Origin of the sequence: Rhodococcus sp. IEGM 1306, assembly GCF_036541985.1 — a bacterium.
GTDB classification, from domain to species: Bacteria; Actinomycetota; Actinomycetes; order Mycobacteriales; family Mycobacteriaceae; genus Rhodococcus_F; species Rhodococcus_F qingshengii.
The window spans coordinates 237,467-252,299 of the sequence record NZ_JAZHFF010000007.1 but is presented as its reverse complement, the minus strand read 5'-3'; the positions used below and the strand labels follow the sequence as shown (position 1 = coordinate 252,299).

At 61.6% G+C, this 14,833-nt stretch carries 13 protein-coding genes; 4 read left to right on the top strand and 9 right to left on the bottom strand.

Annotation, left to right across the window (positions count from 1 at the left end):
- Nucleotide 1: 1 nt before the first annotated feature.
- Entirely contained in the window at nt 2-928 is a 927-nt protein-coding gene (locus tag V3587_RS21290; RefSeq protein ID WP_007730522.1) for an alpha/beta hydrolase, read from the bottom strand.
- A 280-nt stretch (nt 929-1,208) separates the two neighbouring features.
- On the opposite strand from V3587_RS21290, the gene V3587_RS21285 reads away from it, so the two are divergent.
- On the top strand, nt 1,209-1,931 hold the full coding sequence (locus V3587_RS21285) for an IclR family transcriptional regulator (RefSeq protein ID WP_007730520.1): 723 nt from the start codon (nt 1,209-1,211) through the stop codon (nt 1,929-1,931).
- A 108-nt stretch (nt 1,932-2,039) separates the two neighbouring features.
- Here the strand turns inward: V3587_RS21285 and V3587_RS21280 are convergent, their stop codons facing one another.
- Both V3587_RS21280 and V3587_RS21275 read right to left on the bottom strand, forming a co-directional pair.
- Nucleotides 2,040-2,621 carry a PadR family transcriptional regulator gene (locus V3587_RS21280; protein ID WP_065352790.1) on the bottom strand — a complete coding sequence of 194 codons (582 nt, stop codon included), beginning with the start codon at nt 2,619-2,621 and terminating at the stop codon, nt 2,040-2,042.
- 138 nt (nt 2,622-2,759) lie between these two features.
- Entirely contained in the window at nt 2,760-4,025 is a 1,266-nt protein-coding gene (locus tag V3587_RS21275) for a cytochrome P450 (protein WP_007730518.1), read from the bottom strand.
- A gap of 373 nt (nt 4,026-4,398) precedes the next feature.
- Between V3587_RS21275 and V3587_RS21270 the strand changes: the two genes are divergently transcribed.
- Nucleotides 4,399-5,445, top strand: coding sequence for an NADP-dependent oxidoreductase (locus tag V3587_RS21270; protein ID WP_042451682.1), 1,047 nt, complete (start codon nt 4,399-4,401; stop codon nt 5,443-5,445).
- Nucleotides 5,446-5,506: 61 nt separating this feature from the next.
- On the opposite strand, the gene V3587_RS21265 is transcribed toward V3587_RS21270, so the two are convergent.
- The gene (locus tag V3587_RS21265) at nt 5,507-6,592 is read right to left on the bottom strand and encodes a TerC family protein (RefSeq protein WP_003942925.1); all 1,086 of its coding nucleotides are present in this window, start codon (nt 6,590-6,592) and stop codon (nt 5,507-5,509) included.
- 225 nt (nt 6,593-6,817) lie between these two features.
- On the opposite strand from V3587_RS21265, the gene V3587_RS21260 reads away from it, so the two are divergent.
- Entirely contained in the window at nt 6,818-7,165 is a 348-nt protein-coding gene (locus V3587_RS21260) for a hypothetical protein (RefSeq protein WP_030536118.1), read from the top strand.
- Nucleotides 7,166-7,169: 4 nt separating this feature from the next.
- On the opposite strand, the gene V3587_RS21255 is transcribed toward V3587_RS21260, so the two are convergent.
- Nucleotides 7,170-8,402, bottom strand: coding sequence for a PucR family transcriptional regulator (locus V3587_RS21255; RefSeq protein ID WP_042451555.1), 1,233 nt, complete (start codon nt 8,400-8,402; stop codon nt 7,170-7,172).
- A 162-nt stretch (nt 8,403-8,564) separates the two neighbouring features.
- Between V3587_RS21255 and V3587_RS21250 the strand changes: the two genes are divergently transcribed.
- Entirely contained in the window at nt 8,565-9,392 is an 828-nt protein-coding gene (locus V3587_RS21250; protein ID WP_228401443.1) for an SDR family oxidoreductase, read from the top strand.
- On the opposite strand, the gene V3587_RS21245 is transcribed toward V3587_RS21250, so the two are convergent.
- The 4 genes from V3587_RS21245 to V3587_RS21230 all read right to left on the bottom strand — a co-directional run bounded on the left by V3587_RS21245 (nt 9,393) and on the right by V3587_RS21230 (nt 14,814).
- Nucleotides 9,393-10,604: a PucR family transcriptional regulator gene (locus V3587_RS21245; protein WP_007730515.1), complete on the bottom strand. Its 1,212-nt coding sequence runs from the start codon at nt 10,602-10,604 to the stop codon at nt 9,393-9,395. It lies immediately after the preceding gene.
- A gap of 37 nt (nt 10,605-10,641) precedes the next feature.
- Nucleotides 10,642-12,195, bottom strand: a complete 1,554-nt coding sequence (locus tag V3587_RS21240; RefSeq protein WP_283377144.1) for an acetyl-CoA hydrolase/transferase family protein — start codon at nt 12,193-12,195, stop codon at nt 10,642-10,644.
- An 82-nt stretch (nt 12,196-12,277) separates the two neighbouring features.
- Nucleotides 12,278-13,921: an AMP-binding protein gene (locus tag V3587_RS21235; RefSeq protein WP_099697172.1), complete on the bottom strand. Its 1,644-nt coding sequence runs from the start codon at nt 13,919-13,921 to the stop codon at nt 12,278-12,280.
- Nucleotides 13,922-13,935: 14 nt separating this feature from the next.
- Complete coding sequence (locus tag V3587_RS21230; protein ID WP_283377143.1) at nt 13,936-14,814, bottom strand: crotonase/enoyl-CoA hydratase family protein; 879 nt, start codon at nt 14,812-14,814, stop codon at nt 13,936-13,938.
- Nucleotides 14,815-14,833 lie beyond the last annotated feature (19 nt).

Below are 14,833 nucleotides of genomic sequence, written 5' to 3'. Positions count from 1 at the left end.
CCTACTCGCTACCGAGCGCCTCGCGCGTCATCGCCCAAAGCTTCTGTCGCGCAGGCTCGGTCAGTGACAAAGACGGGATAGTGAGGAAGCCGTGGAACAATCCTTCGAAGCGATGATGGCGCACCGAAACGCCAGCCGTCGCGAGCATCTGCGCATACGCGTCACCTGACGAACACGGCGGATCGAGTTCGGCTGTCACGACGACAGCAGACGGAAGACCGGCGAGCGTCTCCGCACGCGTAGGAATCACACGGGCGTCGTCGCGACCTTCAGGCGCGTACTGCTGCCAGTACCATTCCATCGCTGCGGTGGTGTTGTAGTGACCCGTGCCGTAGAGCCGATACGACTCGGTTTCGAAGTCGTCGTCGATCACGGGATAGATGAGAACCTGAAGGGCGATTTCCGGACCACCCCGATCCCGAGCGGCAATAGCCACGGTCGCCGCGAGGTTCCCTCCCGCACTGTCGCCCACAAGTGCGATTTTACCTGCGTCGGAACCGTATTCGGCAGCATGCTCGCTGGCCCACGCCACCGCGGCGTAGACGTCGTCGTGGGCTGCCGGTGCCGGATGCTCCGGCGCCAACCGATAGTCGACGGCAACCACTACTGCGCCGACTCCCTGCGCCATCGATCGACAGAATTCGTCGTGACTGTCCAGATCGCAGAACACGAAACCGCCCCCGTGAGCGAAGACCACGAGAGGAACGTCGTTCGAGGTTCCATGCGGACGAAAGACGCGAATTGCCAGATCTCCACCGGGACCGTCGATTACGTGATTCTCGACTGAAAGCATGTCGGGAAGACCCGTCAGCGGCGCACGTCGGTTCCGAATCAGAGTTCGTAGCTCCGACGGCGGGACACTGGTGACATCCGGGAATCCAGCGTTGAGGGTTGCGAGCATCGTGGTGACTTCCGCTTGAATCGTCATATCGTCTCCTGGTCTCTCAGCCCGGCGGGTGGCGCTACGTCTGCGCCGGCATCCGCGTTTGTCCACTTGGCGTGTGATCACGTCAACGTAGATCGCCCACCACCAAGCAAGGAACCCGCTCTCCCGATCAGTGGTCCGTTTCCGCCGACGAGCACCGGAGGCGTCCGATCCACAGGGTGGCCTTCTTCACAAAGCAGAAAAAACATGTCATCATTCCTAATCGAAATAGCCTTGTCCAGGGCAGTTGTCCAACTTGACTACGGGATAGCAGAGGGAACACATGTCGCTCCAGCTCGAGGTCGATCCCGCAACGCCGAACGCCTTCCTCGACCGAGTCTCTCTGCTACTGGATGCGTTCGGCGGTCGAGATCGTCTCACCCTCGCCGAGATTGTCCGACGAACCGGGCTTCCAAGGTCTTCAGCCCACCGCATACTCGACCATCTGGTCCAACTTCGGTGGCTGCACCGCAGCGGCCGCGATTACACGCTCGGGTTGCGGCTCGTGGAACTCGGCTCGTTGGCCGTGTACCAGGACAGACTTCACTCAGCTGCGCATCCGCACCTGTACGAATTGCACCGGCGTACCGGACTGATCGTCGAGATGACGATTCTCGACGGCTCAAATGTGGTGTGCCGCGCCCACATGGCAGGTCGTTTCGCCAGCATGATTCCGAATCGGATCGGTTTCAGCACGCGCGCAGACGGAACTCTCGTCGGCAGGGTCCTCCACACCTTCAACAACGAGCGAGGAGAGGCGGCCGACGAGGTCCGAAAAACCGGCGTGGGATACGGCCGTGACACGCCGATCGACGGATTCGGCACGATCGCCACTCCGATCGGCCCGATCGGCGTCGCGACCTCCGCGCTGTCGATCTGCGGACCGCTCCGACAAATGCCGCTCGACGAGCGGAACTCGCCTCTCACCGGGCTTCTTCGGGAAACAGCCGCTTCCCTGTGGCGAAATGCGGGCGTCCGGACCACCGAAAGCATGCGAGCTCAGTAGGCACGAAGACTAGGCACGAAGACTAAGCACGAAGACTGGGCACGAAAACCTCGACAGCACAATTCTATTGGCGTGGGGCAGAATCTGGAGAGTTGTACCTCCGCACGCTCAGATCAACTTCCAACTACCGGCATTGACGGGCTGCGGCAAGCCGAGAGAGTTGGCGTCGCCTTGCGCGAATCGAGCGGCGGCCTCATCGATGTCATCGAGCAACTGAGCGGCGAGGTCGATCTCCATCTGAAAATGGCGGCCTATCCATCGCAGACTCATCTCGGTAAATGCCCAGGCGGGTTCATTCTCCGAGTTATCGGCGTGTTCGATTGCCTTGAGCTTCTTTGCCTCGAGGTTGTCGATGTGATCGAGCACTATCGACTTGAGCTGATCGGGGTCGTTGAGGTGGCCGACCCACAGTCTCAACATCACTCCATGTTTGAGAACGGGGGTTTCGATCTCCGATCGGCGTGACCATGATCTGAGAGCCTCGATACCGGATTCGGTTATCGTGAACACTCGTCGACGACGCCCACCCGATTCCGAAACCTCCCGCGAACTGACGAATCCCAGCGTTTCCAGCTTTTTGAGCTCGGTATAGACCTGGCTCACCGACGGGCTCCAGTAATAGAACCCGATGCTCCAGTCGGCCCAGCTTTTCAGATCGCTGCCACTGAGTTCTTCTCCGAATGTGAGCATTCCCAGCACTGCCCAACTTGTCGCGGGCAATGCCGGGTAACACGCAGTTGCGGGATCAGGCACCGGCCCAGACTAACAAGACGTCGACCATCTGACACCGACTTGCCCACCGAGTGGTCTGTTCACGAACTCGTGCAATCAGAAAAGGTTCAATCGCAGTTCGGAGACACCGCGGATAAAGGCCGTGCCACCCCACGTCACTCCACCGTCGACGAGCTCGGTCTTCGGCGCTTTGTCGATCAACGCATTCAGGATGGTCTTGATCTCCAGCCGGGCCAACCACGCACCGAGGCAAGCGTGCGCACCGTGACCGAACGTGATGTGGTCCCGGACATTTGACCTCGACCAGTCCAATCTGTCCGCGTTCGGACCGAATCGAGTTTCATCGCGGTTTGCCGACGCCAGCCACGTCACAATGTGATTTCCGGCCGGAATCACCGCATCTCCCACCGCGTAATCCTCGGGAGCAATGCGAATCATCAACTGCGCCGTCGGCTCATAGCGCAGGACTTCTTCTACCGCGTGATCGAGCAGTGCCCTGTCGTCGACGAGTCGTTCCCACTGATCACGATGGCCCATAAGTGCATTCATGGTGAGACCGACCTGATTGACTGTGGTGTCCAGTCCGGCGATGACCAAAGTCTGCACGGTAGCGGCAACTTGATCCGGCCCGATTATCTCGCCTTCGTCGCCGGCGGAGATGAAGTCCGACAGGATGTCGTCGCCAAGATTGTTGCGCTTCCAAGCGATAACGTCCTGAAGGTGTGCCGAGAAATCACGCTGAGCGGAAATGTAGTCGCTGGTCTGCTCGGCAGTCAGAAACGGATCGAGTAGGTTGAGTCCCTTACGGGTCCACTCGAACATCGTATCGGTGTCGGCAGGTACGGGGATACCGAAAATTTCGCAGACAAGGCGAATCGGTAGCGGATGAGCAACTTCCGTCACCAGCTCGATCTCGGAGCCCCGTCCATGATCGGCAAGCAACTCGTCGACGATTTCCTTCGCCCGCGCGTCGTAACGCTTGATTGCCCTGGGCGTGAACGGGCGCGCCAGTAGCTTGCGCAATGCCAGATGGTCCGGCGGATCCAGCTTCGACAACGATGGGCGCAACAAGTAGGCGTCGCTGCCACCGGCCGCCTTGATCCGCATATTGCGCGGTGCCTCGAGTGCATACTGTTCCGACGAACTCAGCGACTTGTCCGCCAGTGCGCGTTTCACGTCGTCGTAGGCGAAAAGCATGTATACGCCATTCGAATGCTGTTGTACCGGAGCAACTTCTCGCGCAATCGCGTACCGCGCGTACGGATCGGACAGGAAGCCTGGCTCCGTTGGATCGACCAATCCCGTTCTGAGCCAATCCGTTGTGTCATGAACCGCACGCTCCGAACCCACCGGCGAAGTCATAGTCAACCTCTCGTCCTCGACAAAATCACTCACACAAGATCTGGCAGATCATTGACGCCCTCGTAAAAATCCACAGCCGAATACCACTGGTGACGAGCGTCAGCGCTGCGCTGAACTGAACTGAACTGCGCAGAGCTTCACAGTCGGACTACGAGGCAACCAACAAACCGCCCGCTGTATGGGAAATGAAGTCGCGCTCCGGACGTCGGGTTGCCACATTCTCACTGAGCGGGCGGGAAGGTGCGCTCCTTGCTGCTCGAGGACAGAATTCCCAGACGTCTTCGCCGTGAATCAGTAAGGCGGCGAGATCAATTCCGGGCAATCGTCCCGAGAAGTGATGCGAACCGGTGTCGAAGCAGATTGGAAATTGCGCATGACCGAATATGTGAACCGCGCTGTGCGAGTCGTTCGAGCTCCCCGCGGCTTGCCTGTCGTAGAAGATTTTCGGATCGACGAGGTTCCGATCCGGCCGCCCGCGGACGGCGAAGTTCTGTTCCGCGCCCACTATCTTTCGATCGATCCGGCGATACGAAGACGCCTACCGTCCACCAGCTCTGCCCCCGGGCCGTTGGGAGCTGTTGCCGGTATCGGCGACGTCGTCTTGGCTGGAGTGGTGCCTGCGCACTCCGGTTTGGACGGCATCGCAGTCGGCGAAGTGATTTCTTCGCGGCATCCTGACTTTGCGGCAGGTGATTTGGTTCGAGGCGGCACGCACTGGCAGGTTTATCACACAATCAAAGGCGCTGCCCTGGACCGCATACCGAGGGAGAATCGAGCTTCCCTAGGAGATGAACTCGGAATTCTAGGACAGCCAGGATTTGTCGCACACTGCGGAATGCGGTTGGTCGCCGACGTCCGAGAGCGAGACACAGTCGTGGTTTCGGCGGCCGGCGGAGCAGTCGGCATGGTTGCAGGCCAAATCGCGAAGCTGGCGGGCGCCCGGGTGATCGGAATCGCCGGGGGTGAGAAGACCGAATACGTTGTGGAGGAATTGGGGTTCGACGCCTGCATAGATAGGAAGACGGCGAACATCGGCGAGCAGTTGGACGAATTGTGTCCGAAGGGCGTCGACGTCTATTTCGACAACGTCGGAGGCTCGATCACGCGAGCGGTTTTCGATCGCATGGCCGATTTCGGAAGGGTCGTCGTGTGCGGAATGATCAGCGAATACAACCAGGATGAAAGCGAAGTCGGGCCTCCCCTGCGCCCTGTACTACGCAAACGTCTACGCATCGAAGGGTTCATCTGCTACGACCACTACGACCGGTACCCGGAGTACCGGGCGTGGGCGTCCGCTCGAATCGCCGAAGGTGGACTGCGCTACCGCAACGATGTCACCGAGGGCATCGAAAATGCCCCAGCGGCCTTGATCGGGCAGCTTTCGGGGCACAACCGGGGGAAGCAGTTGGTGATGATTTGACAAAGGGAGACCACACGTCGTTGTGTGGTCTCCCTTTTCGATTCGTTCAGCCGATCAGGCGTCAGCCTCTGGGCCGAGCATCTACCTTGTCGTCATCGTCGTCGCGCTCGCCGGTTGCGAGCTGGACGCCGGATTTCTCGATGCTGCCGTCAGCACCTGACTTCTCGAGGTCGATCGGTGCATCACCGGTCGCAACCTCTTCGGCCTCAGGCTCTTCCGGTAGCGGCTTCTTGAGACTCAGGATGATCGAGCCTGCCAACACCACGATGATCACCGCGAGGCTGACCAGTGAGGGAATCTCGGGGATCGACGTGCTGATCACCTTGTGGCTGGCCTGCATGATCAGCTTCACGCCGATGAAGGCGAGGATGATCGACAGACCCTTGGACAGGTAGTGGAACTTCTCGAGCAGGCCCGAGAGCAGGAAGTACAGGGCACGCAGACCCAAGATCGCAAACGCGTTGCTGGAGTAGACGATGAATGGATCGTCACTCACTGCCAGCACTGCCGGGACACTGTCGACTGCGAACACGAGGTCGGCAGCTTCGATGGCGACGACGACGGCGAACAGTGGTGTTGCGACGCGCTTTCCGGCTTCCTTGACGAAGAACTTGGTTCCTGCGTATTCCTCACGGACCGGCATGATCTTGCGCAGCAAGCGAACCGCCAGCGAGGTTCCCGGATCGAAGTTCTCGTCGTCGTCCTTGAGCAGCTTGTAGGCGCTGTAGAGCAGGATGGCGGCGAAGACGAACAGAACGGCCGTGAACTTGCTGACCACGGCAACGCCGGCGGCGAGGAAGATACCGCGGAAGATCAGGGCGCCGATGACACCGAAGAACAACACGCGGTGCTGGTATTCACGGGGCACCTTGAAGTAACCGAAGATCAGGGCGAACACGAAGAGGTTGTCGACGGAGAGGCTCTTCTCCAACAGCCAGGCCGTGGTGAATTCGACGCCCGAGTTCACCCCCAAGGTCAGGGTGACGACCACCGCGAATACGAGAGACAAACCGACCCAGAGTGCACTCCACCAGGCCGCTTCCTTGAAGCCGATGACGTGCGCGCCGCGGTGGGCGAGCAGGTCGATGAGCAACATGACGACGATGACTGCGGCGAACGCGGCCCACGCCCACATGGGAACGTTCATCGCTGACCACCTACCCGAATGGCACTGATGACTGCGGTCACGGGGAGCTCCTTCACTGGGTTCGGACGGCCGTCTCGCCGTCTTCTCCAGTGTTCCTTGCCGACTTCTATCCATCCCGGTCGAAATATCGACGACTTTCACACCTGAAGTTGCCGAAACCATGCAATCTGAGGGTGTTGCGTCCGAAACCGCCGCTGGACGGCATCTTGTTCTAGCCTGGCAAGCATGAGCACCTCGTTGTACTACTCCGCCGTCCGCACCACACCGCTGACCGACGACGAGAAGGCCGAAGTCGACCGACTCATCGCCGTCCACAACGACGAATTTCCGTTCGACTACGAGGTCCTGGACCTCTATCCGTCGGATATCCCCGACACTCTGCTCAACGGTTCGACAAAGATCTCGAGCGACCCGACCGAGGTAATCCCTTCGCTCGTCTACTGGTTCAACGCTCTGACCGAACTCCGGCGGGCGGTGCCCGACGCAGACTGGGACGTTTCACTCGACGACACCCCCGCCGATTGGGATGACAGCTCCGGCTATTCGCTCCCCGGGCTCGACGACATGCAGTAGCGAGTCACGGGTTCGCCAGGAGGGCGGCTCCGTAGCTCTCCAGCGCGATGAGCGCCAACTCTGTTGGCAGCCGACGCTGGTCCACGCTGCGGTCTAACAGCTTTTCGGCCTGATCGAGTCGATACCGCACGGTGTTCTTGTGCAGACCGAGCGCCACGGCGGTAGCGGCTGCAGTGCAATTGTTCTCGTAATAGACCCGAACGGTGTCACGGATACGCGTCGTGACACCGTCCGCGCCGGCGAGTCCTTTCAATTCCCGGGCCACCAACGCACGCAGTTCGTCCAGATCTTCGGTGAGCAGACAGGGAACCTGAACATCTTCGTAGACGGTGACCCCCGGCGAACCCGTCGAACGGACCGCGATGCGCTGCGCGGCGAGAGCCTCGCGGTGACTGCGCGCGAATCCTTCCATTCCGTAACCGCTGGCCCCCACCGCGACACGGAGGTCCGAATTCCGAGCACGATCGAGCGCCGCCCACTCATGGTCGTCGAAATGCGCGACCCACGACCACACCTCGCGCGCCCCCGAAGGCAGCGTCAGCACGCGCTCGGCATTCGACTCGTCCACAAAGGAACGCGCATACGAGTCCAATCGGGCCAATACGTCGGCGGCCGGATCGGTGTCGTCCGTCCAGAGAACAAACGCAGTGTGGTGGCGCCGCATCGGGTAGTCGAGAATCTGCGACACCTCATCGGAGTGAAGTGCTTCGCCTGCGACAATCGCGTGCACCGTCTCGGACCGACGCGCAAAAGCGCCGCGCGCCAAGCTCTCACGCTCCTTCGCATACGTTGCCACCAACAATTCGGTGGTCACTTCCAGCCATCTCATCGCCGAACCCCACACTCGGACCAGAAGTGCGCGCTTGAGTTCCGGACCGATCGGGAGTGCTTCTATCGACTCGTCGACGAAGCCCAGCATCGCGAGGCGTCCGGCACCGTAGATCTTGAGCAGGACTCGAAGATCCATACCGCGCCTGGCAACGGTGAGTGCAAGCGCAACCGACTCCGGCGGCGGCGTGACCTCCTGGGAACCGCCCGCGATCGCGGCCACGATGACTCGAAGCTGCGCCGCAGTGCTCGCATCCACATCGCGTCGTAGCTCCCGATCACCCGCCACTTCAGGATTGGCCACCGCAATGGCGTCGTCGATGCGTTGAACGAAACCGTCGATCACCTCCGGCTGGAGATAGATGGGCGCGAGATTTGCAATCCAGCCGTCCAACTCCGATGTGTCCATGGCGCCTCCCCGACTTGTCACCCTGATTGTGACTTAGTCACAAATCTATCGTCTCACTTCGGCCAAGAAGCCCTAGCAACCCGGTTTCGACTGGTCCACAATCACATCCCTGCAGATTCATCTCACTGCAACCAACCCCTATCTTTGGAGACGCTGGAGTAAATGAACAAACCTTTCGACGGTCAGGTAGTGGTCATCACCGGCGGCGCCCGGGGCATCGGATACGCCACCGCGAAGCGGCTGATCAGCCTGGGTGCGACGGTCGCGATCGGCGACATCGACGAAGCCACTCTCGCGCGAGCAGCCAAGGATTTGGGCATCCGCACGTTCGGGCGCCTCGACGTCACCGACCCCGCCTCGTTCTTCGACTTCCTCGACACCGTCGAAGGTGAACTCGGCCCGATCGACGTGCTGGTCAACAATGCGGGCATCATGCCGGTCGGACGGATCGTCGACGAGGACGACTCCGTGACCAGACGCATCATCGAGATCGACGTCCTCGGCGTGATCACGGGAACCAAGCTCGCATTGCGACGGATGCTTCCGCGCGGACGTGGACACGTCATCAACATCGCTTCGCTTGCAGGCGAACTCCCGTGCCCCGGTTTGTCGACGTACTGCGGCGCCAAGCATGCGGTGTTGGGCTTCACCGATTCTGTCCGCAAGGAAGTTCGTGGCACCGGAGTTCACATCTCGTCCGTGCTGCCGACGCTCACCAACACCCAACTCACCTCGGGCACTTCGGGAATGAAGGGATTCCGAGAGGTTCAGCCGGAGGAAATCGCCGAAGCCGTCGTCGGCTTGATCACCAAACCGCTTCCACGCGTACGTATTACGCGGGTGTCCGGGCTACTCGTGCAGGCACAGGGCTTCTTCCCCCGGCGGCCGTACGAGGCATTGAGCCGACTGTTCGGCGTCGAGACGCAGTTTCTCGGCGACGTCGACACCGCGGCACGTGCTGCCTACGAAGAACGCGCCCGCGCAAGCTGATCAGGTCAGCTCGGTGGCCGGCCAGTCGAGCAGCTTCGCACCCAGTACGGCAGCGTGGAGCGCGAAGCTGTCGTTGGGATCGTTGACGTTCTGACCGGTGAGTTCACGGATGCGGTCCAACCGGTACGTCACGGCGCGGACGGACAAATGCAGGTCTCGGGCGGTCTTAGCCGTATTGCCGCCGGCGGAAAAGTACGCGAGCAGTGTGTCGATCATCGGTCCAGCGCCACCACGCGCCTCGAGCAGCGGTGTGAGAAGGGTATGGATCAGGTCGGTGACCGCCGGTCTGTCGTTGACCAGAACCCGGTAGACCAGCAGGTCACGAGCATCGATGATCGGTGCGGTCAACGACAGGCGCTGCGCCAGGTCCAGTGCGTCCAGCGCCTCCCGGTACGACGCCACCACGCCCGAAGCGGTGGTTCGAGGGCGCCCGACAGCGATCTGCCACGTGCCGTCCAAAGGACGCCGCTGCAACTGCACTCGCCCATCGTCATCGGTCCCCGGTCCGAGAGCCGACCGAATCCCTGCCAGCACGTGGTCGACGGCATCGCGATCCGGCGCCGCGAAAACGACCACCAGTTTGCCGCTCTTGCTGGCGACCAACGCGTCGGCGTCACCCTTGCTACCCAGAACGGCACGTTCGACGGCGCGCACCAAAGGGTTGTCGTCGGTGAACTCACGGGCGGCGGTCACTACCGCCACGGCATGCGGACCACTGAGGTGGAGACCGAATCCTGAAGCGCGATCCAACAATCCGACGACGTCAGCGCCGCCCGTCAACAAGTCGTCGACGAACTCGCGGCGTGCCGATACCTGCGAGCGGACCAGAGAACGCCTGGCCAACTGAAAACCTTCGGCCAGTTCGGCGACGGCATCGTCGACGGCACGCAGCATCACTTCGCCGGCCGCGACGACGGCGTTCGGATCCGATTGTGCCGCAATAACAGCAGGCAGTTCACGCCACAGACGCCAGGCCGAGGAGAGATACAGATCGAGCAGGGCTCGCAGGGCGACACCCTGCTGCGCTGCTTCTTCCCCGCGAGCGCGGAAGCGGTGCAGCTGGCGACGCTGCAGCGGTTTCCCTTCACAGACAGCGTCGCTGAGCACGTCGAGGAAATCACCCAGCAGTTCGACGGGCAGGCCACCGGCGTCATCGGCCCCCGCCGCGGCAACCCGGCGTATGGCGTCGTCAGGTACCCCGGTTCGGCTCACCCTCGCATTCTCTCACTGCCGGCAGCATTGCCTGGCTTCACGAAAGGCGCATCGAACCCGTGTCGATGTACCGCTGATGGAACGAGAATGCCTCGCCCAGGATGTGCGGCGTCTGCCCCGCACCCGGTTGAGCGTCGGCGCGAGCGATGTAATCGTGGAGCAGTGGCCGGAATTCCGGGTGAGCACACTTGTCGACGATCAGGCGCGCGCGTCGCCGCGGCGACAGACCTCGCAGATCCGCCAACCCCTGCTCGGTCACCAACACCTGAGTGTCGTGCTCGGTGTGGTCGACGTGCGGAACCATCGGCACGATCGCCGAGATCTCACCGCCGCGGTCCGTCGACGGGCTCAGGAACATGGACACGTAGCCGTTGCGGGCGAAGTCCCCCGAGCCGCCGATTCCGTTCATGATCTTCGTCCCCATGACGTGCGTCGAGTTCACGTTGCCGTAGATGTCGGCCTCGAGCATGCCGTTCATGGCGATGATTCCGAGTCTGCGCACCACCTCCGGGTGGTTGCTGATCTCCTGCGGACGGAGCGTGATGCGGTGGCGGTAGAAGTCGATGTTCGCGGTCAGTTCTTCGATGCCCTCTTCGGTGAGCGCCAAAGCCGTCGACGACGCATGCGCGACGGTTCCGTCCTTGATCAGCTTCAGCATCCCGTCCTGGATGACCTCGGAGTAGCAGGTCAGGCCGCGATACGGCCCCCGATCGAGCCCTCCGAGCACCGCGTTGGCGACATTGCCGATGCCCGCCTGCAGCGGAAGCAACGTATCGGCCGGCATCCGTCCGGCGCGCACCTCGAAGTCGAAGAATTCCAGGACGTGGCCGGCGATCGCCTCACTGACGGCGTCGGGTGCAGTGAGAGGGCTCGCGCTGTCACGGCAGTTGGTCTCGACAACGGCCACAACCTTCGTGGGATCCACTCGGAACGTGGTCTGGCCGATCCGGTCCTCGACACGAATGATCTCGAGCGGCTTGCGATGCGGCGGCAGCGCGGTGCCGTAATAGACGTCGTGAATACCTTCCATCGCCTCGGGCACCCACGAGTTGACTTCGAGGATGACCCTGTCGGCGACGTCCAGCCAGGTCTTGTTGTTGCCAATCGACGCGGAGGGAATCAGTTCCCCCGATTCGGTGATACCGGCGACCTCGACCACCGCGACGTCTACGTTGCCGTAGTAGCCCTCCCACACCTGCTGAGCCACGTGGGAGAGATGGATGTCCACGTAGTCCATACGACCGTCGTTGATCCGGCGACGTGCGGTGGCCTCGGACTGATACGGCATGCGCAGCGCGATTCCGTCGACCTCCGCGAGCAGCCTTTCGGTCTCGGTGGACACAGAAGCGCCGGTCAGGAGATTGATCGTGAAGTTCGATCCGTTGCCGCGGGTCCGGTGAATGCGCTCGGCCAGGGCCGGAATGACAACCTTTGGTGTACCGGCGCTTGCGAAACCGCTGATCGCGACGGTGTCGCCCGGGTTGATGAACTTCACGGCGTCGGACGCGGACATCACCTTCGACGCAAACGCTGTGGCGCGAATGCGGTTGGAGGTGGCGTTGTGTCCGGTCTCACCGAAGGTTGAACTCACGGCACCAGGATAAACAGGGCACGTCGAAGCGATTTACGGGGATAACCCAGACAGAATCGCTCCGACGTGCTATGTGCACCGATCAGTTGACGACGCCGTACACGCCTTCGCCGACCAGGCTCGCAATTCGATATTTCTGGATCTTGCCCGACCCTGTCAGTGGGAACGCCTCCGCGCTGAACCACTCCTTGGGCGCCTTGTGGCGCGCCAGTCGCTCGGTGCAGAACTCGACCAGCTCGGCGGCGGTCGGTTGGTCGGACTCGTCCTTCCAGCGGATAACGGCGACAACTCGCTCACCCCACACCTCGTCGGGCACACCCACGACCGCCACGTCGAGAATCTTCGGATGTGTGAAGATCACGGACTCGACCTCACGCGGATAGATGTTCTCACCGCCGCGGATGATCATGTCCTTGAGGCGGCCGGTAACCCGGACGTATCCACGTTCGTCCATCGTCCCCAAATCGCCGGTATGCAACCAACCGTCCTTGTCCACGGTGTCGGCCGAAGCCTCCGGATTACGGAAGTACTCGGTCATGACGAGGTACCCGCGCGCGCAGATCTCGCCTTGTTCGCCGAGCGGCACGCTGTCCCCGGTCACGACGTCGGAGATCTTCACTTCGACCTGCGGCAACGCGAGTCCGACCGTCTCCGACTTGTCCTCGGGGGTGTCGGCCGGGCTGGTCTGTGTGATGACGGGGCTGGCCTCGGTCTGTCCGTAGACGATGCTGAACCCCGCCCCGAAGGCCGACTCCACCGTGCTGACGAGTTCGGGCGGGACCGACGACCCGCCGGATACGACCACCGAACAGGCCGAAAAGTCGCGACTCGCGAAGCTGGCGTCGTTGATCATCGCGATCAGCATCGTCGGCACTCCACTGACCACGTCAGCGTGAAAGCGTTCCGCCGCATCGAGAACCGCAGTCGGATCGAAGTACTGGATCAGGCCGATGGACATTCTTCGCTGCGCGGCGCCGAGAACCAGGATGCCGCACCCGGCGGTGTGGAACAGCGGCATGGCCGACACAACCGAACCCCGCTCAGGGAATCGGCCTCTCCGACTCACGAAATCGGCATTGTTGACCAATCCGCGGTGATGCAACAGAGCACCTTTGGGAACTCCGGTGGTTCCCGACGTGTACTGGATCTGCGCATTGTCGTCAGGCGAGACTTCCGGCAGAGCGCCCCGTTCGCCCGCCCAACCTCGAACCTGGCGATCCCACTCCTCGAAGTTGACTGCGAGAACTTCTTCTCCCGAAATCGAAATCGCCTCGGATGCAACCGCTGCCATATCGCCACCGCGGAACTTTCCGGTGTGGAAGAGCCCCCGAGACTGGGACTGCGACAAGACGTACGCCAGCTCCTCCGCACCCAACGCCGGATTGGCGGTCACCAGAACCATCCCGGCGAGCGCGGCGCCGTATTGCAGAATCATCCATTCCGGAACGTTCGGAGCCCAGACGGTGATCCTGTCTCCGCGATCGAACTGGGACAAGAGGTAGTGCGCACACCCCTCCGCTTCGTCCAGCAGTTGCGCGAAGGTCCACGTGCGATCGGTTTCAGCCGCCCCGGAAAGCGAATGCGATTGCGTCGGAACCACTTCTCTGATTGCAATCAGATTCGGCGAGTCCGCGGCGCACTCTCGCAGCAGCCCACCCACCGTTTGCTCCTCTATCGGGTCAGACACGTCAGCGGGGAAGTACGACGTTTCGAGAACACTGCTCATCTCACATCCACTTTCTATCGAGGAGGGGTGTCGGACGCGGGGAGCGGCCCGCCTCCGTCTGGAATCTTGCGTCCGGAATCGCGGTACTGAACCGCGGCATGGAATCCGTCGCGCTCGGCAAAATCCTTGAACCAGCGCCCTTCCGGCGAGTGACGCGTAATTCCGTCGAACAGGGTTGCCAGCACCTGGGTGCCCTGCAGCCCCATGTTGTCGTACGCCTGGTTGATCATCATCTTCTGCATGGCCAACTGATTGAGCGGAACACCGGCGATGCGATCCGCCAACGCTTCCACCGCCGAGTCCAATTCGTCGGCCGGCACCGCTTCGAGCGCCAATCCCCAGTCAGCCGCAGTGACACCGTCAATGGTGTCTCCCGTCAACAGCATTCGCTTGGCACGCTGGGCGCCGAGCCGGTACACCCACATCGCCGTCGTCGGGCAACCCCACACACGCGCAGGCGGGTATCCGATGCGAGCGTCGTCGGCCATGATCAGCATGTCGCAGGACAGCGCGATGTCACTTCCACCGGCAATCGCATATCCCTGAACCTTGCAGATCGTCGGCTTGAGCGATCGCCAGAGCGTGAAGAAGTCGTCGGTGTTCTGCTTCATCCCGCGAAAGTCCTTGATGGGGTCCCAGACCGGGCCCTGGTTCCACTTTCCGTCAAGGGCACCTTCGGCAAACTTCTTGAGGTCGTACCCGGCACAAAATGCCTTGCCCGCACCTTGCAAGACGATCACACGGACCTCGTCGTCGTCATTGGCTGCTGCCACCGCGTTTCGAATGTCAGACGGCATCCGGTCGTCGATCGCGTTGAGCCGATCGGGGCGGTTGAGCGTGATATACGCTTTACCGCCGGACGTCTCGTACTTCAGGGTCGCAAAATCCGTCATCATCGGTCCTGTCGACAGA